17 protein-coding genes and 1 tRNA gene are annotated in these 20,529 nt (G+C 61.6%); 12 read left to right on the forward strand and 6 right to left on the reverse strand.

What is annotated here, in order from left to right; all coding sequences use genetic code 11:
* Positions 1 to 103: 103 nt before the first annotated feature.
* On the forward strand, positions 104 to 3,592 hold the full coding sequence (locus AC0L2C_RS15165; RefSeq protein ID WP_023803300.1) for a hybrid sensor histidine kinase/response regulator: 3,489 nt from the start codon (positions 104 to 106) through the stop codon (positions 3,590 to 3,592).
* Between the two features lie 10 nt (positions 3,593 to 3,602).
* On the opposite strand, the gene AC0L2C_RS15170 is transcribed toward AC0L2C_RS15165, so the two are convergent.
* Both AC0L2C_RS15170 and AC0L2C_RS15175 read right to left on the reverse strand, forming a co-directional pair.
* Positions 3,603 to 4,262 carry a response regulator transcription factor gene (locus tag AC0L2C_RS15170; RefSeq protein WP_023803301.1) on the reverse strand — a complete coding sequence of 220 codons (660 nt, stop codon included), beginning with the start codon at positions 4,260 to 4,262 and terminating at the stop codon, positions 3,603 to 3,605.
* A gap of 125 nt (positions 4,263 to 4,387) precedes the next feature.
* Complete coding sequence (locus tag AC0L2C_RS15175) at positions 4,388 to 4,825, reverse strand: hypothetical protein (RefSeq protein ID WP_023803302.1); 438 nt, start codon at positions 4,823 to 4,825, stop codon at positions 4,388 to 4,390.
* Positions 4,826 to 4,997: 172 nt separating this feature from the next.
* Here AC0L2C_RS15175 and AC0L2C_RS15180 point away from each other — a divergent pair, with 172 nt between their 5' ends.
* The 3 genes from AC0L2C_RS15180 to AC0L2C_RS15190 are packed head-to-tail and all read left to right on the forward strand — an operon-like array spanning position 4,998 to position 7,356.
* Complete coding sequence (locus AC0L2C_RS15180; protein WP_128178048.1) at positions 4,998 to 5,348, forward strand: DUF952 domain-containing protein; 351 nt, start codon at positions 4,998 to 5,000, stop codon at positions 5,346 to 5,348.
* Positions 5,345 to 6,421 carry a quinone-dependent dihydroorotate dehydrogenase gene (locus AC0L2C_RS15185; protein ID WP_023803304.1) on the forward strand — a complete coding sequence of 359 codons (1,077 nt, stop codon included), beginning with the start codon at positions 5,345 to 5,347 and terminating at the stop codon, positions 6,419 to 6,421. The genes AC0L2C_RS15180 and AC0L2C_RS15185 overlap by 4 nt, the downstream gene beginning before the upstream one ends.
* Before the next feature lie 32 nt (positions 6,422 to 6,453).
* Positions 6,454 to 7,356, forward strand: a complete 903-nt coding sequence (locus AC0L2C_RS15190; protein ID WP_473480159.1) for a histone deacetylase family protein — start codon at positions 6,454 to 6,456, stop codon at positions 7,354 to 7,356.
* A 30-nt stretch (positions 7,357 to 7,386) separates the two neighbouring features.
* Here AC0L2C_RS15190 and AC0L2C_RS15195 read toward each other — a convergent pair whose 3' ends face one another.
* Entirely contained in the window at positions 7,387 to 7,650 is a 264-nt protein-coding gene (locus AC0L2C_RS15195) for a DUF6460 domain-containing protein (RefSeq protein WP_023803306.1), read from the reverse strand.
* A 253-nt stretch (positions 7,651 to 7,903) separates the two neighbouring features.
* Here AC0L2C_RS15195 and AC0L2C_RS15200 point away from each other — a divergent pair, with 253 nt between their 5' ends.
* The 4 genes from AC0L2C_RS15200 (at position 7,904) to AC0L2C_RS15215 (ending at position 11,217) form a co-directional block, all read left to right on the forward strand.
* Entirely contained in the window at positions 7,904 to 9,775 is a 1,872-nt protein-coding gene (locus tag AC0L2C_RS15200) for an acyltransferase family protein (protein ID WP_473523736.1), read from the forward strand.
* 72 nt (positions 9,776 to 9,847) lie between these two features.
* Positions 9,848 to 9,921 (forward strand) — tRNA-Gly (locus AC0L2C_RS15205).
* Between the two features lie 167 nt (positions 9,922 to 10,088).
* Positions 10,089 to 10,337, forward strand: a complete 249-nt coding sequence (locus tag AC0L2C_RS15210) for a DUF3606 domain-containing protein (RefSeq protein WP_023802203.1) — start codon at positions 10,089 to 10,091, stop codon at positions 10,335 to 10,337.
* A gap of 181 nt (positions 10,338 to 10,518) precedes the next feature.
* Entirely contained in the window at positions 10,519 to 11,217 is a 699-nt protein-coding gene (locus AC0L2C_RS15215) for a Crp/Fnr family transcriptional regulator (protein WP_091600261.1), read from the forward strand.
* A gap of 655 nt (positions 11,218 to 11,872) precedes the next feature.
* Here AC0L2C_RS15215 and AC0L2C_RS15220 read toward each other — a convergent pair.
* Both AC0L2C_RS15220 and AC0L2C_RS15225 read right to left on the reverse strand, forming a co-directional pair.
* Positions 11,873 to 12,871: a L,D-transpeptidase family protein gene (locus AC0L2C_RS15220; RefSeq protein ID WP_473523737.1), complete on the reverse strand. Its 999-nt coding sequence runs from the start codon at positions 12,869 to 12,871 to the stop codon at positions 11,873 to 11,875.
* Positions 12,872 to 13,014: 143 nt separating this feature from the next.
* A complete protein-coding gene (locus tag AC0L2C_RS15225) occupies positions 13,015 to 14,004 on the reverse strand; it encodes a LysR family transcriptional regulator (protein WP_128177941.1) in 990 nt (329 codons plus the stop codon).
* Between the two features lie 335 nt (positions 14,005 to 14,339).
* Here AC0L2C_RS15225 and chvE point away from each other — a divergent pair, with 335 nt between their 5' ends.
* The 4 genes from chvE to araD1 all read left to right on the forward strand — a co-directional run bounded on the left by chvE (position 14,340) and on the right by araD1 (position 19,606).
* Positions 14,340 to 15,404: a multiple monosaccharide ABC transporter substrate-binding protein gene (gene chvE, locus AC0L2C_RS15230; RefSeq protein ID WP_023802196.1), complete on the forward strand. Its 1,065-nt coding sequence runs from the start codon at positions 14,340 to 14,342 to the stop codon at positions 15,402 to 15,404.
* 23 nt (positions 15,405 to 15,427) lie between these two features.
* Positions 15,428 to 17,035, forward strand: coding sequence for a multiple monosaccharide ABC transporter ATP-binding protein (mmsA, locus tag AC0L2C_RS15235; protein ID WP_473523747.1), 1,608 nt, complete (start codon positions 15,428 to 15,430; stop codon positions 17,033 to 17,035).
* Positions 17,032 to 18,324 (forward strand): multiple monosaccharide ABC transporter permease, encoded by a 1,293-nt coding sequence (gene mmsB, locus AC0L2C_RS15240; RefSeq protein WP_128177935.1) that lies wholly within the window; start codon positions 17,032 to 17,034, stop codon positions 18,322 to 18,324. Before mmsA ends, mmsB begins: the two co-directional genes overlap by 4 nt.
* Before the next feature lie 289 nt (positions 18,325 to 18,613).
* Positions 18,614 to 19,606 carry an AraD1 family protein gene (gene araD1 / locus AC0L2C_RS15245; RefSeq protein WP_128177933.1) on the forward strand — a complete coding sequence of 331 codons (993 nt, stop codon included), beginning with the start codon at positions 18,614 to 18,616 and terminating at the stop codon, positions 19,604 to 19,606.
* A 61-nt stretch (positions 19,607 to 19,667) separates the two neighbouring features.
* On the opposite strand, the gene AC0L2C_RS15250 is transcribed toward araD1, so the two are convergent.
* On the reverse strand, positions 19,668 to 20,441 hold the full coding sequence (locus AC0L2C_RS15250) for an ABC transporter substrate-binding protein (protein WP_128177931.1): 774 nt from the start codon (positions 20,439 to 20,441) through the stop codon (positions 19,668 to 19,670).
* Positions 20,442 to 20,529: the final 88 nt, after the last annotated feature.

The following is a 20,529-nucleotide window of genomic DNA, read 5'->3' on the forward strand; positions in this document are numbered from 1 at the left end:
CGCAGCCATCCTGCGCCGAAAGCCGCGATGGACTTGATCGCCAAGCTGTGATTGCGTCTCAGCAGGCCGGATGCAAAAACCGGCAAGGGAGGATTTTTGGGCCGTGCAGGGCTGGTTCATCGTCATCATCGCGATCGCCTATGTGACGTTGCTGTTCGTCATCGCCAGCCTCGGCGACCAACGCTCGACGACATCCGGGCCTGACCGAGCCCGGCCCTTCATCTATGCGCTCAGCCTGGCGATCTACTGCACCTCTTGGACCTTCTTCGGTTCGGTCGGCCTTTCCTCCGAGCGCGGCCTCGAATTCCTCGGCATCTATATCGGCCCGGTGCTGGTGTTCGTGTTCGGCTTTCCGCTGCTTCGGCGCATCGTCAGGCTGGCCAAGACAGAGAAGATCACTTCGATCGCCGACTTCCTCGGCGCCCGCTACGGCAAGAGTTTTGCCGTGGCAGCGATCGCCACGCTGATCGCGACGATCGGCGCGGTGCCTTACATGGCACTGCAGTTGAAGGCGATTTCCGGCTCGGTCAGCCTGATGGTCGAGCATTATACCGGCTCGCCGCCTTCGTTCGATCCATTCGTCAGCGACATCTCGCTGGTCGTCGCCATGCTGCTTGCGCTATTTGCGGTGCTGTTCGGCACGCGCCACGCCGACGCCACCGAACACCAGGACGGGCTGGTGCTGGCGGTAGCGGTCGAAACTGTGGTCAAGCTCGCCGCCTTCCTGGCGATCGGCCTGATGGTGACCTTCCTGATCTTCGGCGGCCCGGGCGATATGGTCGACAAGCTCGCCGAGAATTCGCAAGTTCAGCAAGCGATGAGCTACAGCACCTCGCTCGCAACCTGGCTGGTGCTGACGTGTTTGAGCGGTTTCGCCATCATCATGCTGCCGCGCCAGTTCTATGTCACCATCGTCGAGAACCGCAGCGAGGCCGAACTGCGCACCGCGACATGGGTGTTTCCGCTCTATCTGGTGGCGATCAACCTTTTCGTGCTGCCGATCGCGCTCGCCGGCCTGGCGCTGGTCGGCACCAGGACCAGCAGCGACCTCTATGTCCTGTCGCTGCCGCTGCTCAGCGGTCACGATGTGTTGGCTATGGCGGCGTTCATCGGCGGCCTGTCGGCGGCGACCGCGATGGTGATCGTCGAAAGCGTCGCGCTGTCGATCATGATCTCCAACGACCTCGTCATTCCACTGTTTGTGCGTCGCCTGCTCAAGACCACGACATCCGAGAACGAGGACTGGTCAGCGCTCATCCTCAACGTGCGACGGGCGGCGATCTTCATCATGCTGTTCGTCGCCTTCCTCTATTATCGCGAGAGCACCAACAGCGCGCGGCTCTCCTCGATCGGCCTGATGTCGTTCGCCGCGATCGCGCAGTTCGCGCCGGCCTTGATCGGCGGGCTGATCTGGCGCGGCGCCAACGGCAGGGGGGCGGCGCTCGGCATGGTCGCCGGCATCGTCGTCTGGAGCTATACGCTGCTGCTTCCTTCGCTCGCCGCGTCCGATACCGGCATCGTCGTCCACGGCCTGTTCGGTTTCGAAGCGTTGCGGCCGCAAGCGCTGTTCGGCACCGTCGCCGAGCCGCTGAACCACGGTGTCCTGTGGAGCCTGTCGGTCAACACGCTGTTCTTCGTGCTAGGCTCGCTGTCGCGCGCGTCGGTGCCGCTGGAGCGCATCCAGGCGTCGATTTTCGTGCCGCGCGAGGCGAGCCCGATGCCGAGCCTGCGCCGCTTCCGCACCACCGTCACCGTCAACGACCTCAAGGACACCATCGCGCGCTATCTCGGCGTCGAACGCACTGAACGGTCGTTTCAGTCGTTCGAAAAGAGCAACGGCGCTTCGCTGCACGGCAACGAGCAGGCCAGCATGGACGTCATCCGTTTCTCCGAGCAGCTTCTGGCAAGTGCCGTCGGCTCCTCTTCGGCGCGGCTCATCCTGTCGCTGCTGCTGCGCCGCAATGATCGAGAGGCGAAGGACGCCTTTCGCCTGCTCGACGACGCCACCGAAGCGCTGCAGCACAACCGCGACCTGCTGCAGATCGCGCTCGACCAGATGGAACAGGGCATCACCGTCTTCGACAGGGATTTCCGGCTGATCTGCTGGAACCGCCAATATCGGGCGCTGTTCGACCTGCCCGACGAGATGGGCCAGGTCGGCGTCTCGCTCGACCGCATCCTGCGCCACCTTGCCGAGCGCGGCGACATTCCGGCCGACCAGCGGGTGGTGATGCTCAACCGCCTCACCAGCTTCGTCAGCCCCTGGCAGATGGAGCTGAAGACCAGCGGCCGCATCCTGGAATTGCGCTCCAACCCGATGCCGGATGGCGGCATCGTTGCCACCTATGCCGACATTTCCGGGCGCGTCGAGCAGGACCTGGCGCTGAAGCGCGCCAATGAAACGCTCGAACAGCGCGTCAAGAACCGCACCGTCGAACTGACCCGCGTCAACGAGGAGCTGGCACAGGCGCAGATGCTGGCGGAGGAGGCCAATCTCGGCAAGACCCGCTTCCTCGCTGCCGCCGGCCATGACATCCTGCAACCGCTGAACGCTGCTCGTCTCTATTGCTCGTCGCTGATCGAAAAGGCCGGCAAGGGACCTGCGGGCAAGGCCGCGATCAACATCGAATCCTCGCTGGAATCGGTCGAGACCATTCTCGGCGCAGTCCTCGACATTTCCCGTCTCGACGCCGGCGCGATGAAACCGGACGACACGGCCTTCAGCCTGGACGGACTGCTGCGCCAGATCGGCAACGACTTTCAGCCGCTTGCCGCCGAGAAGAAACTCAGCCTGACGATCATGCCATCGTCGCTCAGCGTGACGACTGACCGCAATCTGTTGCGCCGCCTGATCCAGAACCTCGTATCCAATGCCATCAAATACACCCGCCATGGCCGCATCCTGGTCGGCGTGCGGCGGCGCGGCGAACTGGCCGAGATACAGGTGATCGACACCGGCATCGGCATTGCCGCCGACAAGCTGAACACGGTCTTTCACGAATTCACCCGGCTCGATGAGGGCGCCCGCGAAGCCGAAGGCCTGGGGCTCGGCCTTTCGATCGTCGACCGCATCGCTCGCGTCTTGCGCCTCGAACTCCAGATATTTTCAAGCCCGAGCAAGGGCACACGCTTTTCCGTCGTCCTGCCGGTCGCGGCAGTGCAGGAGCCGCGGCGCGAGATCGAGGCCAAGGCGCCGGTCCGCACGGCTGCTTCGCTTGCCGGGCTCCGCGTGCTCTGCATCGACAACGACGCCCGCATCCTCGACGGCATGCGGCTGCTGCTCGAAGGCTGGGGCTGCAGCGTCGACACGTTTGCCGGCTCGGGGGACCTCGAGGGGGCCGGCATGCGTCGACCCGACATCGTGCTTGCCGACTATCATCTCGACGGCGAGACCGGCCTTGACGCGATCGCCAAACTGCGCGCTATCCATGGCCATGACATGCCGGCGGTGCTGGTCACCGCCGACCGCTCGAGCGAGGTGCGCGCCAGCGCCGGCAGGCTCGACGTGCCGGTGATCAACAAGCCGCTCAAACCAGCGGTGCTGCGCTCGATGATGGCGAGGGTCAGACCGCTGGCGTCGGCAGCCGAGTAAAGCCGGAGGGTCAGCCGGCCGCCGCCAGCGGGTCGCTGCCGATCTTGGACAGCAGGATCACCGCCTGGGTGCGGCTGTCGACGCCAAGCTTCTGCAGAATGGCCGAGACATGCGCCTTGATCGTCGCTTCGGAGACACCGAGCTCGTAGGCGATCTGCTTGTTGAGCAGACCTTCCGCCAGCATGCCGAGCACGCGCGTCTGCTGCGGCGTCAGCGTCTGCAGCCGCTTGATCAGATCGGATATCTCGGGATCGCGCTCGACGCCGAGATCGATGCCGGTGGGCGCAGCGATGTCGCCGGCAAGCACCGACTGCACAGCGCTGCGGATCTCCTCCATGCTGGCCGATTTGGAGATGAAACCCGAAGCGCCGAGGTCGAGCGCGCGCCGGATGGTCACCGGGTCGTCATGTGCCGACACCACCACCAGCGGCACCGTCGGATGGATGCCGCGCAGCGAGATCAGACCGGAAAGGCCGCTAGCGCCTGGCATCGACAGGTCGAGCAGCACCAGATCGACGTCCTCATTGGCCACGACCAGCGCCTTGGCGCTTTCGAAATCGCCGGCCTCGTGAATGCCGGCGACGTCGCCGATGCCGGCAAGCGCCTCTCTCAGCGCACCGCGAAAAAGCGGATGATCGTCAGCGATGACGAAAGTATAGCCTGACGGCACATGGCCCTCCCCGAATCCCATTGATGATTGTCTGCTTCTTGCGGGATCAGTCGAACGATTATGCGGCGATATCAGCCGTTTTCAAGCGGCAAGCCGGTGCGCCGGGCTTCCCCGGTGAACGGTGCTCAGGTTTTTTGCGAATTGGGCTTGAGGCCATCCTCGCCGCTGTCCTTTTCCATGTCCTTGACGATGCCCATGAAGCCGCGCAGGAAGCGCTCCATGTAGCTCATCGTCTTGTTGAAATCCTCCTCGCTGGGCAATGTCGACTCAAAGCGGGCGGCAAGCGAGTTCTCGAGCTTGACGACGCGCTGGTCGAGCGCCTTCACCGAACTTTGCAGCCGGTCGATCTCGTCCTGGAAGGCGGCGCGTTCATCGGCCGCCATCTTGCAGACGAGCTGGCCGGAACGCTCCTCGCAGATCGACATCGCACCGGTCTGCGTGTCCATGCGGACATAGCCGGTGGCCGACTTTTCCAACCGGTAGCGGTCGGCTTCCTCGGAAAAGGCTGATGCCGCGACGAGCGAGACGAGGGCTGCAGGGATCAAGACGTGCTGCGGACGCATATTGTTTGTCCTCCATAGGCCAGTAAGCGCAATCTTATCGCATGTTTGCGCCGGAAATGGGGAAGAACCCTGGCCTTTACCTTGACGCAGGTTCCGTCGGAAAACCGTGTGACACTTTTCCGGAACCTGCTTGCCTCTTCCCCGTACGATTGGTTCGGACTATAGCGCAACCATGTCTCAGCTTATCTACAAGATAGTGCCTGAACCGCTGTGGCGCGAGGCCGAAAGAAATCGTCGCTTCACCGGCGCGCCGATCGATGTCGCCGACGGCTTCATTCATTTTTCCACCGCCGGCCAGGCCAAGGAAACCGCGGCAAAACACTTTGCCGGCCAGACCGGGCTGCTGCTGGTCGCCGTCGATGACGCCAGACTGGGTGATGCGCTGAAATACGAGGTCTCGCGCGGTGGTGCGCTGTTCCCGCATCTTTACGGCCCTCTCGACCTCAACGCCGTCGTCTGGGTGCAACCATTGCCGCTCGGCACCGATGGCCTGCACCAATTCCCGACGCTGGAGGCCGAATGAGCGTGCTCGACCGGCTCGGCCAGAGGTTCCTGTTCGCATTCGATCCGGAAGCCGCCCACGGCCTGTCGATCGCGACGCTGAAATGCGGGCTGCCGATAGGCGGGAGACCCGTGCGCGACGACAGGCTGAAAGTCAGCGTCTGCGGCATCGATTTCCCCAATCCGCTCGGCATGGCCGCCGGCTACGACAAGAACGCCGAGGTTCCCGATGCGCTGCTTGGCCTCGGCTTCGGCTTTGCCGAGGTCGGCACGATCACGCCGCTGCCGCAGGCCGGCAACCCGAAGCCGCGCATTTTCCGGCTGACATCCGACGAAGCGGTGATCAACCGGCTGGGCTTCAACAACGAGGGTCACGCGGCCGCCGAACAACGGCTTGCCGCCCGCAAGGGCCGCGCCGGCATCGTCGGCGTCAATATCGGCGCCAACAAGGACAGCACAGACCGCGTCGGTGACTATGAACGCGGCGTTGCCAGGTTTGCGCCCTACGCCAGCTATCTGACGGTCAACATCTCCTCGCCGAATACGCCGGGCCTGCGCAACATGCAGGCGCGTGAACAGCTTGGCGAGCTGCTGTCGCGCGTCATGGCCGCACGTGCGGCAGCGGCCGCGCAGCCGGCCATCTTTCTGAAGATCGCGCCGGACCTGGTCGAGGCCGAACTGGAGGATATCGCCGCCGAGGTCACCGAGAAAGCAATAGACGGCGTCATCGTCTCCAACACCACCATCGCGCGGCCGCGGCTGCGCAGCGCCGATCTTGCCGGCGAGACCGGCGGGCTTTCGGGAAAACCGCTATTCGAGCGCTCGACGATCGTGCTGGCAAAGATGCGCAAACTGCTTGGCCCGGACCCCGCCATCATCGGCGTCGGCGGCGTCGATTCCGCGGAGACGGCACTTGAAAAGATCCGCGCCGGCGCCGATCTCGTCCAACTCTACACCGGCATGATCTATGCCGGGCCGGCACTTCCGGGCCGCATTCTTGCCGGTATGGCCCGGTTCGCGGACATGCAAAGGCTCAAATCACTGCACGAGTTGCGCGATACCAGCCTCGATCAATGGGCATCCAAGCCGCTCTGACCCGAAGTCGCTCTAAAAAGCACCTGCCGCTCATGCCCCTGCAGATCGTTCATCATCCCGACTACGACGCCGGTTTTGCCGTCAATCATCGCTTCCCGATGAGCAAATACAAGCTGCTGATGGAAGCCTTGGGCGCGCGCGGACTGGCCGGCCCCGCCGCGCTCAACATGCCCGAGCCGGCCCCGGCATCATGGCTGAAGCTTGCCCATGCCGCCGGCTATGTCGACCAGGTGCTGGCCTGCGAAGTGCCAGAAAAAATCGAGCGCGAGATCGGCTTTCCGGTAGGCCCGCGCGTCTCGCTCAGGGCGCAGCTCGCAACGGGTGGCACCGTGCTGGCGGCGCGCCTGGCGTTGCTGAACGGCATCGCTTGCAATACCGCCGGCGGCAGCCATCATGCGCGGCGCGCGCAAGGCGCCGGCTTCTGCACCTTCAACGATGTTGCGGTGGCTTCACTGGTGCTGCTTGCCGAAGCCGTCGCCGGCAATATCCTGATCGTCGATCTCGACGTGCATCAGGGTGACGGCACGGCCGACATTTTGGGCGCTGAACGGCGCGTTTTCACCTTTTCCATGCATGGCGATCGTAACTATCCGACGCGCAAGATCGCTTCCGACCTCGATATCGCCCTGCCCGACGGCATCGGCGATGCGGCCTATCTCGAAAGGTTGGGCGGCATCCTGCCGGAACTCACCGCCAGGGCGCGCTGGGACATCGTTTTCTACAATGCCGGGGTCGACGTTCATTCCGAGGACCGGCTCGGCAGGTTGTCGCTGTCGAACGACGGGCTGCGTGCGCGCGACGACATGGTGATCCGTCATTTCCGCGCGCTCGGCATCCCGGTCTGCGGCGTTATCGGCGGCGGCTATTCGACTGACGTGGCGGCTCTGGCCGCGCGCCATGCCATCCTGTTCGAAACGGCCTCAGGCTTCGCCTGACGCACGCTGACCTTCGGTTCGGCGTCTGCTCTATTTCCGGTAGTTGGCGATCCTGAGCAGGATGAAGGCTGGAATGACGATCGCCGCGCCCAGCAGGATGTAGCCGAGGAAACGGTCAATAGCGCGGAAGCCCAGGTTCCAGAGATCGACGAAGAAATTGCGGATGCCGTAGAGCACATCCATCGGCGACCAGCCGAAAGCGTTCATGACAAGGCCGACGAGGAACGACAGCACCAGCAGCTTCAGGAGCACCCGGAGCGGCGTGTCGCCGAGAAAGCGCGTCAGTGCAGACAAGGCGTGTCTCCAGATTCGGTTGCCCCGATTCGGGCACAACTTCAGAAATACGCACTTGGCCGCCCGCCATCAAGGCGATCGCTCAGTTGCTGCGGTCGGCGCTTTGCCGAATTGGGCTCTTGACACTTATGTTGCAGTGCAGCAAAATTGGGTGACAGAGGGTAACCAGTTGATATCGAACTGCCAGACTCATCGCCCGGTGATGGACGGACTGCGCTGCCTCACCGTGACTTGCGAACACAGGGCTTCTTGAATGAAGTACAGGCGCGATATCGATGGTCTTCGGGCCGTTGCGGTACTGCCGGTCGTACTCTTCCATTTCGGCATCTCGGCAATTCCAGGCGGCTTTACCGGCGTTGATATCTTCTTCGTCATATCTGGCTATCTGATCACCGGAAGCCTTCTGGACGACCTTGAACGCGGCCAGTTTTCGATCGTCAGCTTCTACTGGCGCCGCGCCCGGCGCATCCTGCCGGCGCTGATCTTTGTCACGCTTCTCACCTGCGTTGCGGCCCTGGTCATTCTTCTACCGTCGGATCTGCATGAATTCAGTCTCAGCGTCATAGCGGCTTCGACTTTCTGGTCGAACATATATTTCTGGAAAACGTCAAATTACTTCTCGATCGATGCCGAGCTCCGACCGCTGTTGCACACCTGGTCGCTTTCGGTCGAGGAGCAGTACTATATCTTTGCCCCGATCCTGATGTTCCTGATCTACCGCTTTTTTGCCAAACGCTGGCTGACGATACTCCTGCCGATCATCCTCGGCAGTTTCGTGCTGGCGGTCATGGCGACGTGGCTGGCGCCAAACGCGGGATTCTACCTGCTGCCGACACGGATCTGGGAACTCATGCTGGGCGCCGTGCTCATGCTGAAACGCCCCCCGCCCCTGAGCAGCCGGTTTCTTATGGAACTGCTCGGGTTGGCCGGATTTGGCCTTCTCGCCATCGGGTTCTTTGCGATCTCGGAGAGCGATCCGTTCCCGGGCTACAACGCCTTGTATCCCTGCGTCGGAACGGTCCTGCTTATCTATGTTGGCCAAAACAGCCCCTCGACGATCGCCAGCCGCATACTAGAAGTCCGGCCGCTGGTCTGGATCGGCCTCATCTCCTATTCGCTGTATCTTGTTCACTGGCCGATCAATGCGTTCGCGCACTATCTCTCACTAGAAGAATTCGACCCGTCGATGACCGTTGCGTTGACGGTAGCAAGCCTCGCGCTGGCTGCGTTTTCCTGGAAGTACGTCGAGCAGCCGTTTCGGCAGAAAAGGAGCTTCACCGCCCCGGCGCCCATCTTCGCCTTTTCAGCGGGCGCCATCGCTGTTCTTTGCCTTGGCGGGGCGGCGGGGGCGCTCGGCAACGGCTTTCCGCAACGCTTTCCAGACTATGTCCAACAGCGGATTCCTGTCGGGGACTGGGGCAATGGCACCTGTTTCAACGAGGGCTTCAGCCGGATCGAAAACTGGAATGTCGAGGATTGCACGCGCACACGCGGCTTCCCTACAACCGTTTTGTTGTGGGGTGACTCGTTCGCCGCCCACTATGTTCCAGGCCTGGACGCCAACATAAATCAACTCCGGGCCAATATCGTGGAATACACCTACGCGGGCTGTCCCCCGATTCTCTCCTACTTCTCCTATGGACGCCCGGATTGCATGCGGTTCAATCAGCAAGCCCTGAAGATTATCCAGGACGCTGGCATCAAGACGGTCGTGCTCAGCGGTCGGTGGACCGATTATGAGGCCAGAAGTTTCGACGGTCTCCAGCAAACGATCGATTCCGTTCGTGGTCTGGGTGTGCGTGTGTTTGTCATCGGCCAGTCCCCGCAGTTCATAACCGATGTTCGGAAAATCGCGTTCTTCGCAAAGCGCGAAAATCTCGATGATACGTCCTGGCCAATGGCCATGGATCCCGACATCAACAACCGTGTGCGCGCATTTACCAAAGGCGCCACCTTCATCGATCCGCTGAATTTCCTCTGCAGCGCCGGACGCTGCTCCTACGCCGACGCAGGCCAGTTCCTCTATTTCGACTATGGCCATTTTTCTACCGTCGGGGCCACGCTGGCCATTTCGAAATACTGGCCGGCCTTTGCCACAGACAATACCCTTGCCACGACGGAGTAACAGTCTGGCAAGGCACGAGTGCACGCTCACCCATTGCCCGAACGCCGGCTTGCGTGGTAACGAAGCTGCTGCGCGGGTATGATGTAATGGTAGCTTGTCAGCTTCCCAAGCTGAACGCGCGGGTTCGATTCCCGCTACCCGCTCCAGCTTGCCCAGTCGGGCCGGCCGGCGCCGCACCTCACAGGACCACATGATCAGGTGAGCGGCAAACATCAGCCGGATAGAACATAACGTGATTCTAATAAGAGGCGGCAACAAAAGACGCTGATCCGCGTTTGCGCTTGATCTGAAGGCCAGCCAGGGAGGAACCCAAATGGCCGACGACAAGAGCAATAGAGGTTCTGGCGACGGAAACCGCGTCGCGCGCGACCAAGACTATGAATTCCGCTATTTCGCTACCAAGTTCGGCCTCTCAATACCGCAGATCCGCGAGCTTTTTGGCAAGCACGGCAATGATCGCGAGACCCTGTATCGGGAGGCTCGGAAGCTCGGAAACGCCGTGACCACACAAGAACGGATCTCGAACGACGACCGAACGTTTCACAACCAGGGCCGCCCATGACCGGCAAGCGACATAGCCAAGAAGTCGAACATGAGAGCGACCTTTTCTATCTGTGTCCGACAGGCGGCCAAGTCGTAGATGCTCGGGACCTGCGGCATGTCAATTGGCACGAGCCGCTGGAACTCGATGCCTGATCTGCTCAAAAGGCACCGCGATGTTCGGCAAAGACCTCCTGGTTCACATGCTCGACCGCCGCGACACCCTGCCGCCAGACGAGATCGCGCTCATTGAGGCTCTTCCGGTTCGGCCGGTAACTTTCGGACCCGATGAGGAGATCGTCAGGGAGGGATCCCGCCCCACCGAAAGCTGCCTTGTCGCGAATGGGTTCGCAGTTCGAAACCAGGCTATTCGGGAAGGAAAGCGTCAAATAACGGCAATTCACGTGCCGGGAGACTTTGTCGATCTGCATAGTTTACTGCTAAAAGTGATGGACCACAGCGTGAGCGCGCTGGGTTCGTGCGATGTAGTTTTCATTCGACACAAAGACCTGCTTACAGCAATGGGTGGAAGTCCACATCTCACCCGGATGCTCTGGCTTTCGACGACTATCGACGCCTCGATCCAAAGGACCTGGATAACCTGCCTCGGGCGTCGCTCCGCCAAACAGCATCTCGCACATATAATTTGCGAGTTGTATGTCCGATTAGAGATAGTCGGATTGGCCTCTGACCAGAAGTTCGCTATTCCACTGACGCAAGCGGAAATGGGGGACGTTCTTGGTCTATCTGTAGTTCACGTGAATCGGACACTGCAGGAGCTTCGAGCGAAGGACCTGGTTATCTGGAAAGACCGCAGGATTGTTATCCTTGATTTCCAGCGATTGGCCTTACTGGCCGACTTTGATACGACTTACCTAAATCTCTTCCATGAGCCACGGTGACCGCCCTCGGCCAAGACGCGTCGACGCACTGATGCGGCATCAAGATTTCTCGTCAAATAAACAATGTGAATGAGCCCTCGCTCCGGATCGATTACGGCTGGGTTCAATTGGCACAGTTGACGTCAAAGAAGGACTGCACATGCGTGAGCTCGAAAATCTCATCGAACAGTATGTAAATAGTCGGAGGCGGCGCCATAGTTTCATATCGACAGGGCTCGCCGTTAAGGCGCTCAAACAGATCGTACCGGCATGTTCGGTCTCAGATTCCGACCTGGCGAACATGATTGCCAATCGTGCAATAGACTACAACCTTCCGGTGAGCTTTGACCTTAATGAGAGCTAGGCGTGGCGCGTCATTATGCAGTCCGACCATGAGCCTTCCGAGGCCTACGAAACGGTCAAGGAAGAGGCCGACCGGCAAGGCTCGGGTGGAGATGCCGGCACCCTAGCAGGCAAGGTCGGCAAAGTTGTTGAATCGACGGCAAAGCGAACGGAGGAAGCCATTCGCGATCGTTTGCCGGGGTCGTCGGACGGGTCTTCAGCCACCTCGTAGCTCGCCACCGGCCTGAAGGCCAGGTCCATAGGACGTCATCCGGCATCGTCTCCGGCGCGCGCCCGGGCCTTGCGAGAGCAGGTGGCGGGCCAGTCCGCTTTGCTACGGAGCAAGCTCGTCAACGGCGCGGGCGGTCTCGTCCTTGAACTCGACCTTCGTGCCCGGCTGCACGATGGAGCCGAGATCTTCGACATCCCAATTGGTCAATCGGATGCAGCCATGCGAGAAGGTCGTGCCGATCTTGCCGGGTTCGGGCGTTCCGTGGATGCCGTAGCTTTCGATGGAGAGATCGATCCAGACCGATCCCACGGGATTGTTCGGCCCGGCCGCGATGGTGAAGGGACGCTTGGTCTTGACTCCCTTGAAGGCAAAATCCGGATCGTAGTGATAGGTCGGATTGCGCACCACGCGCTTGACCTCCGCCGTGCCGCTTGGCGCCGGGTTTTCATCGCTGCCGATCGAGTCGGGGTAGACTGCGAGCCATTTGCCGGAAGGATCGAGCACGCGCACCAGGCGAGCGCCCTTGTCGACCTCGATGCCGGCTACGCCGGCGGGAGGATCGCCGCGGCCAACATCAGGCACGATCAAGGTCTTGCCGGGCTTCCTGAAGCCGGCGCCTGGATTGAGCATCCTGAGCAACTTTTCGCTGACATGGAAGCGTTCCGCCAGCTTCTCCAACGCGTTGCGATAGGCGAGCCGCCGCAGACGGGCCATCCTCTCCATGCGAGCCGGAATACGCCTGGTGAAAGGTCCGCGCAAATCCTTGCGCGTCACCTCATAGGTGACCAGCACCGGGTCGGCGGAGGTCGCCGTGAGCTTGCTCCAGGTCTCCGCAGTGAGCTTGCCATCGGATCGGAGTCCGTTCGCCTGCTGAAAGGCGCCGACTGCCTTGGCGAAGTTCTCTGAGAGGCGACCGTCGATCAGCCCCGGCGAGAAGCGGGCGCGATCCAAGAGAATCTGCGCCTTGAGCAGCGTCGGATCGTTCGGTTCACCGGCGGTGAATTGGGCCTGATTAACGGTCGCCAGGTCCAGCTTGGCCGAACGCGCCCCGCCGCACGCGAAGGCAAGCAACGCGGCGAAGACGAGGAGAAGCCTGATCATAGATAGCCTCGCTGGGGACCTGCACAGGAGCCCGCTTCTATGACGCGGCACGGCCCTGTGTGGTTCCTTCGCTCGAGCGATATTCTGATTGAAGCGACATGGCGGAAGAGTGAATTGGCAACGGATCGCTTGATTTAACGCCGTTAGCCCACCTCTCGCAAAATGAAGTCGTGCAGCATCTTGGCCGCCGGCGACAGCACGCGATTTTTTACGGTGATCAGACTGTAAGGCCTGACCTCGATGTCGAATTCGGTCTGGACGACGTCGATGGCGCCGGCCAGCCCCTCGGGGTTCTGGATGAATTTCGCCACCTGGATCGACACCGGCGCGATGGCGTCCGACTGCGCGACCATGACCAGGGTGAGCAGCAGCGAGCTGGTGTTGAGGATGCGGTCCGGCAGCGCGATGTTGCGGTTCAGGAAATTGCTCTCCATCGCCTGGCGCAGCGGCGAGCCGCCCGACTGGAAAACCCAGTCATAGGCGGCGGTCTGCTCCAGCCGCACCGCCTTGCCCTTGGCCAGCGGGTGGCCGCGGCGCACGATGAGGCAGGCTTTTTCGACGCCGATGACGCGGGCCTCGAACAGCCGCGGATTGAGGTCCTCGGGGATGCGCGCGATGATGAAATCGTGACGTGTGGCGATCAGTTCGCGCGCCAGCACATTGGAGGTCTCGACCTGCATGGTGATCTCGATACGCGGATAGATGCGCCGGATCTCGCGGATCGCCGGCACGGCGAGCTCGATTGCAGGGGCCGTCACCGCGCCCAGGAACACCGAGCCGCCCTTGCCTGCCTTGAGCTCGGATATCTCGCGGTCGACCTCGCGCATCTCGAGCAGGATCGAACGCGCGCGCCTCGCCAACGCCTTGCCATAGGGCGTCAGCGTGATGCCGCGCGGCAGCCTCTCGCACAGCTTGACGTCGAGCACCGCCTCCATCTCGGCGATCATGCGCGAGGCGGCGGGCTGGGAGATGTTCATGACCTGGGCTGCCGCGCTGACCCGGCCATGGTCGTCGAGGGCTGCGATCATGCGCATGTGGCGCAGACTGAGGCCGCTGCGCAGCAAGGTCTCACTCCTGCCGGGACGTTCCCCATAACCCTCTGAAAGTCCGCCAAAATCCCGTAACGCCGCCATGATCTCCGTTTGCTCCTCGCTGGTGGCCGGCCGGCAATCCCGGCCCGATCTTTTGGCCACTTTCAATTCTTTTGGCCACTTTCAGTATACCAGTTTTGGTATAGCAACTACCAAAGATCGCATTTGACAGTTATGGCAAAGCGCCACACCTTTGCGCGTCCTGAAACCTGACCGTCGCCAGCGAGAACAATCGCATCGACCGGAACCAGAGTCTCAGGGCCGATTGGGAGGATACCGGAGATCGATATGGCGGCAGCGGCGCGTTTTGGCGCTCCTGCACGATCGCGCGGCCCACGAAACCCAGGGTGCGCGTCCATCAACCAGGGAGAGTTAATGTGAAGATCATCAAGACACTGGCCGCCGTCGCGGCCCTCAGCATCGCGGCCATGACGGTCCCGGCGCAGGCAGGCGAAGGCCTCATCGGCGTGCTGATGCCGACCAAGACCTCGCAGCGCTGGATCAACGACGGCGACGCCGTCAAGTCCCAGCTCGAGGCTCTGGGCTACACTGTCGACCTGCAATATGCGCAGGACGATATCCCCAATCAGCTCAGCCAGCTCGAAAACGAAATCACCAAGGGCCCAAAGGCGCTGATCATCGCCTCGATCGACGGCACCACCTTGTCGGACGCGCTGCAGAAGGCCGCTGACGCCGGCGTCGTCGTCGTCGCCTATGACCGGCTGATCAAGAAAACCCCGAATGTCGACTACTACACCACGTTCGACAATTTCGGCGTCGGCGTCATCCAGGCGAAATCGCTGCTCAAGGGCCTCGGCTATCCCGAGAACAAGGGTCCGTTCAACGTCGAACTGTTCGGCGGCTCGCCTGACGACAACAACGCCTTCTTCTTCTACGACGGCGCCATGTCCGTTCTGCAGCCGCTGATCGACGACAAGACCCTCGTCGTGAAGTCCGGCCAGATGGGCATGGACAAGGTCGGCACGCTCCGCTGGCTGGCAGCCACCGCCCAGGCCCGCATGGACAATCTGCTCTCCGCCCACTACTCGGATGGCAGCCGCGTCGATGGCGTGCTCTCGCCATATGACGGCCTGTCGCGCGGCATCATCGCCTCACTGCGCGCCGTTGGTTACGGCACGGCCGATCAGCCATGGCCAATCGTCACCGGCCAGGACGCCGAAACCGCTTCAGTCAAGGCGATCATCGCCGGCGAGCAGTACTCGACCGTGTTCAAGGACACCCGCGAACTCGCCAAGGCGACGGTCGAGCTCGTCGACAAGGTGCTCTCGGGCGGCAAGCCGGAGGGCCTCGACACCAAGACCTACAACAACGACGTCAAGGTCGTCCCCTCGATCCTGCTGACGCCGCATGATGTCGACAAGTCGAACTACCAGGCCCTGGTGGTCGATTCCGGCTACATCAAGGCCGAAGAGCTGAAGTAACCGCAGACGTAAAACCCGGGGTCCTGCGCAACGCAGGGCCCCGCTTCGCCAGTGAACGACCCGGTATGTTTCCGGACCTCGCAGGAGTGGTATTCCCGATGGCCCAGACGATTTTGGAGATGCGTGACATCACCAAGACGTTTCCCGGCGTCAAGGCGCTTTCGAATGTCAACCTCAGCGTCGAGGAAGGCGAGATCCACGCCGTTGTCGGCGAGAACGGCGCCGGCAAGTCGACACTGATGAAGGTGCTGTCGGGCGTATATCCAGTCGGCACCTATGACGGCGAAATCGTCTATCGCGGCGATGAGTGCCATTTCAAAGGCATCCACGACAGCGAGCGCCGCGGCATCGTCATCATCCACCAGGAACTCGCGCTGGTGCCGATGCTTTCGATCGCCGAAAACATCTTCCTCGGCAACGAACACGCCAGCTACGGCATCATCGACTGGAACGCTAACGAGACGCGCACCAGCGCTCTGCTCAAGAAGGTGGGCCTCAAGGAAGACCCCAAGACGCTGATTACCAATATCGGCGTCGGCAAGCAGCAACTGGTCGAGATCGCCAAAGCGCTCAGCAAGGAAGTGCAGTTGCTGATCCTCGACGAGCCGACGGCGAGCCTGTCCGAAAAGGACAGCCAGGCGCTGCTCGACCTGTTGCTCGAATTCAAGCGGCAGGGCATCACCTCGATCCTGATCTCGCACAAGCTCAACGAAATCAACCGGGTCGCCGACAAGGTCACGATCATCCGCGACGGGCGGACGATCGAGACGCTGGCGAAGAAGGACATCTCGGAAGACCGCATCATCACCTCGATGGTCGGCCGCTCGCTGGACGACCGCTATCCGTCGCGCGAGCCTGACATCGGTGAGATCGTGCTCCAGGTGAAGAACTGGTCGGTCTATCATCCTATCCATGCCGAGCGGCAAGTGATCAAGGGTATCGATATCGACGTCCGCAAGGGCGAGGTGGTGGGTATCGCCGGGCTGATGGGCGCCGGACGCACCGAATTCGCGATGAGCCTGTTCGGCCGCTCCTATGGCCGCGGCATCACCGGCGAGGTGCTGCTCAAGGGCAAGCCCATCGATGTCTCCTCTGTCAGCAAGGCAGTCGAACACGGCATTGCTTACGTCACCGAAGACCGCAAGACCTACGGTCTCAACCTGATCGATCATATCAAGCACAACATCACGCTGGCCAATCTTCCCGGCGTGTCGCGCCATAGCGTGATCGACGACATGCGCGAGCTCGCCGTCGCCAACGATTACAAGGCCAAGACCAACATCCGCTCGTCCAGCGTTTATCAGATGACCGGCAATCTATCGGGCGGCAATCAGCAGAAGGTGGTGCTGTCGAAGTGGCTGTTCGCCAATCCGGAGGTGCTGATCCTCGACGAGCCGACGCGCGGCATCGACGTCGGCGCCAAGTATGAAATCTACACGATCATCGCGCGTCTTGCCTCGGAGGGTAAGGCGATCATCGTCATCTCGTCCGAGATGCCCGAACTGCTCGGCATCACCGACCGTATCTATGTCATGAACGAAGGACGTATCGTCGGCGAAATGGCGGCGAGTGATGCCAGCCAGGAAAAGATCATGCGCGCCATCGTTCGCGGAGAAGGAAAAGCATCATGAGCACCGAAAGCGGTCCCGTCCCGAAAAGCGGCGTCGCCGAAGATGTGCAGCAAGGGCCGCGCATTGCTGTCTCGGCGCTGGTCACCAACCTGCGCGAATACGGCCTGATCCTGGCGCTTATCGCCATCATGGTGTTCTTCCAGTACACGACGTCCGGAACGCTGTTCAAGCCGGTGAACTTGAGCAACCTGGTGCAGCAGAACAGCTTCATCATCGTGATGGCGCTGGGCATGCTGCTGGTGATCGTCTCCGGCCATATCGATCTCAGCGTCGGCTCCGTCGCCGGTTTCATCGGCGCGCTGGCGGCGATGATGATGGTCATCTGGCCTCTCGGCCCTTTCAGCAATCCGCTGGTGGTGTCGATCATCTGCCTGATCGTCGGTGGTTTAATCGGCGCGGCACAAGGCTACTGGATTGCCTATCACCGAATACCGAGCTTCATCGTCACGCTGGCGGGGATGCTGATCTTCCGCGGCATCTGCCAGGCGCTGCTGGGTGGGGGGTCTTCCGTGGGGCCGCTTCCGGTCGGCTTCAAGGCGCTCAGTTCCGGCTTCATTCCCGACGTGATCGGCTCATTGACGCTGATACCGCCGGTGGTGAACGCCGCCGGCAAGACAATCGTCGGCAGCGGCCTGACGCTGCACATGACGACGATCGTGCTCGGCATCGTCGCGGTGGTCGCCTATGCCTATTTCGGGCTCAGGGCACGGCGCAGCCGCGAGCGGCACGGCTACGAAGCCGAGCCCTTCTCGCTGTTCGTCGTCAAGACCCTGGTGACCAGCGCCCTGGCGCTGTTTCTGGTTTACCAATTCGCCACCTACAGGGGTCTGCCAATCGTTCTCGTGGTGATGGGCGTGCTGATCGCGCTGTTCGTCTTCGTCACCAAACGCATGACGGTCGGCCGCCGCATCTACGCAATGGGCGGCAATGCCAAGGCGGCGCAGCTATCGGGTATCAAGACCGAGCGGCTGACCCTGATGGTGTTCATCAATATGGGCGTGCTCTCGGCGCTCGGCGGGCTGATTATTGCGGCGCGCCTTGGCCAGGCGGTGCCGGCGGCCGGCCTCGGCAGCGAGCTCGACGTCATCGCCGCTGTGTTCATCGGCGGCGCTTCGGCGATGGGCGGCGTCGGTCAGGTTGTTGGCGCGGTGGTCGGCGGTTTCATCATGGGCGTCATGAACAACGGCATGTCGATCATGGGCGTCAATGTCGATTGGCAACAGGTGGTCAAAGGCCTGGTGCTGCTCGGCGCCGTGGTCTTCGACGTCTACAACAAGAACAAGGCTTGAGGGCGAGGGAACTCATGCATGTCGCCAAACGTGTGCAGCGTGTTGGGACAACGGCACGCATGAAAGCAAGGATTAAAGCGGGCCCGTTTTCAAACGCGGCGCGCTTTTAGGAGGCACGGGTCACATCGCGGCGCTGCCGGGCGACGCAAGGAAGTCCCCCCAGGGGACCGGGCCCGCGAGCGCAATCCGGACGAAGAATTTCACCCGTGGCGCGGACACCGTCCGAGCTGCGCCAGGAAAAGCTTGCCAGACCGGCAGGCCGGCCAAGGCAATTGAGAGAGGGTACGTCATGCTGATTTCCCAGATCCTCGACGAGGCGGAGACCATCCGCGTCGTCGCCCGCAACGGCGGCAAGACCAGAATCATCAACGGCGCCCGCAGCGTCTATTCGCTGGCAATGGAGGCCGCGCGCACCGGCATCGGGCTGGTCGCCCTCATCGAGCGCAAGGGTTTTGGTGAAGCGGTCGACCTCGATGCCGCCTACAAGAAGGGGCGGCTATTGTCGCCGATCAACCATCCCGACCCGGCGCATCTCCACCTCACCGGCACCGGGCTGACACATCTCGGCTCCGCCGCGACCCGCGATTCCATGCACAAGAAGCTCAGCAGCGACGGCGAGGAGCAGCTCACCGATTCCATGAAGATGTTCCGCATGGGGCTGGAGGGCGGCAAGCCGGCCAAGGGCCAGACCGGCGTGCAGCCGGAATGGTTCTACAAGGGCAACGGCACCATGGCAGTGGCGCCCGGTGCGGCACTTCTGTCGCCGGCCTTCGCCGAGGATGCCGGCGAGGAGCCGGAAGTCGCCGGCATCTATGTCATCGGCGACGACGGCGCCCCGTTTCGCGTCGGCTTCACGCTGTCAAACGAATTTTCCGATCACGTCACCGAGCGCGTGAACTATCTTTTCCTCGCGCATTCCAAGCTGCGCAACGCTTCGTTCGGACCGGAGATCCTGATCGGCGAGCTGCCGTCCGACGTCAGGGGTTCCTCGCGCATCCTCCGCGACGGCCAGCTGCTGTGGGAAAAACCGTTCCTGTCGGGCGAGGCGAACATGTCGCACACCATCGCCAATCTCGAACATCACCACTTCAAATATTCGGCCTTCCGCCAGCCGGGCGACGTGCATGTGCACATGTTCGGCACCGCGACACTGTCCTTCGCCGACGGCGTCAGGACCGAGGCCGGCGACGTCTTCGAGATCGAGGCCAAGGATTTCGGCCTGCCGCTGCGCAACCCGCTGGAAATCGAGCAGCCGGTGAAGGTGGCGGTGAAGGCGCTTTAGGCGCCAACCTTCTCCTTCTCCCCTTGTTGTGGGAGAAGGAAGAACGCGCAGCTTCAACGCCTCAATAAATGTCGAAGTCGAAATATTTGGCCTGGATCTTCTTGTAGGTGCCGTCTGCGACGATCGCGTCGATCGCGGCGTTGAGCTTTTCGCGCAGCGCATTGTCTTCCTGGCGCACGGCGATACCGGCTTCGGTCTCCGTGCCCTTGACGTCGCCGACCATCTTGCAGCAGTCGTCGCTCGACTTCTTCATCCAGTCCATCAGCACGAATTTGTCTGAAAGGACGGCATCGAGACGGCCGTTCATCAGGTCGGCGACCGCCTCCTCCTGGGTTGGATAGAGCTTCGCCTCGGCGCCGGCCTTGCCATAGACATCCTGGGCATAGTCGGCCTGGGTGGTCGAAGCCTGGGCGCCGACTGTCTTGCCGGCGAGTGCCGCCGGTTCGGTCGAGGCAATATCGCTGTCCTTCAAGGCCACCAGCGAAAGCGGCGTCGTATAGTATTTGTTGGTGAAGGAGACCTGCTTCTTGCGCTCCTCGGTAATGCTCATGGACGCGATGATGGCGTCGAATTTTTTGGCCTGGAGCGCCGGGATCATGCCGTCCCAGTCCTGCGTGACAAGTTCGCATTCGACCTTCATCTGAGCGCAAAGCGCATTGGTGATGTCGATGTCGAAACCGACGAGCTTGCCGTCCGCGGTGATGGTGTTGAACGGCGGATAGGCGCCTTCAGTGGCGATCTTCAACGTTTCCTGTGCTTGCGCCGACAGCGACCCGACTGACATCGCCAGCATGACGGCTGTTGCTGCCGATGCGATCCATCTTGAAATCTGCATTTTTTGTTCCCCTTGTTCCAACCGTATTGACGGCTAAGACAGCCAAGCACGACCCGTAAGGTCAGGCAAGCATGGTCTGATCATAGTG

Source organism: Mesorhizobium sp. WSM4845 (genome assembly GCF_055811455.1).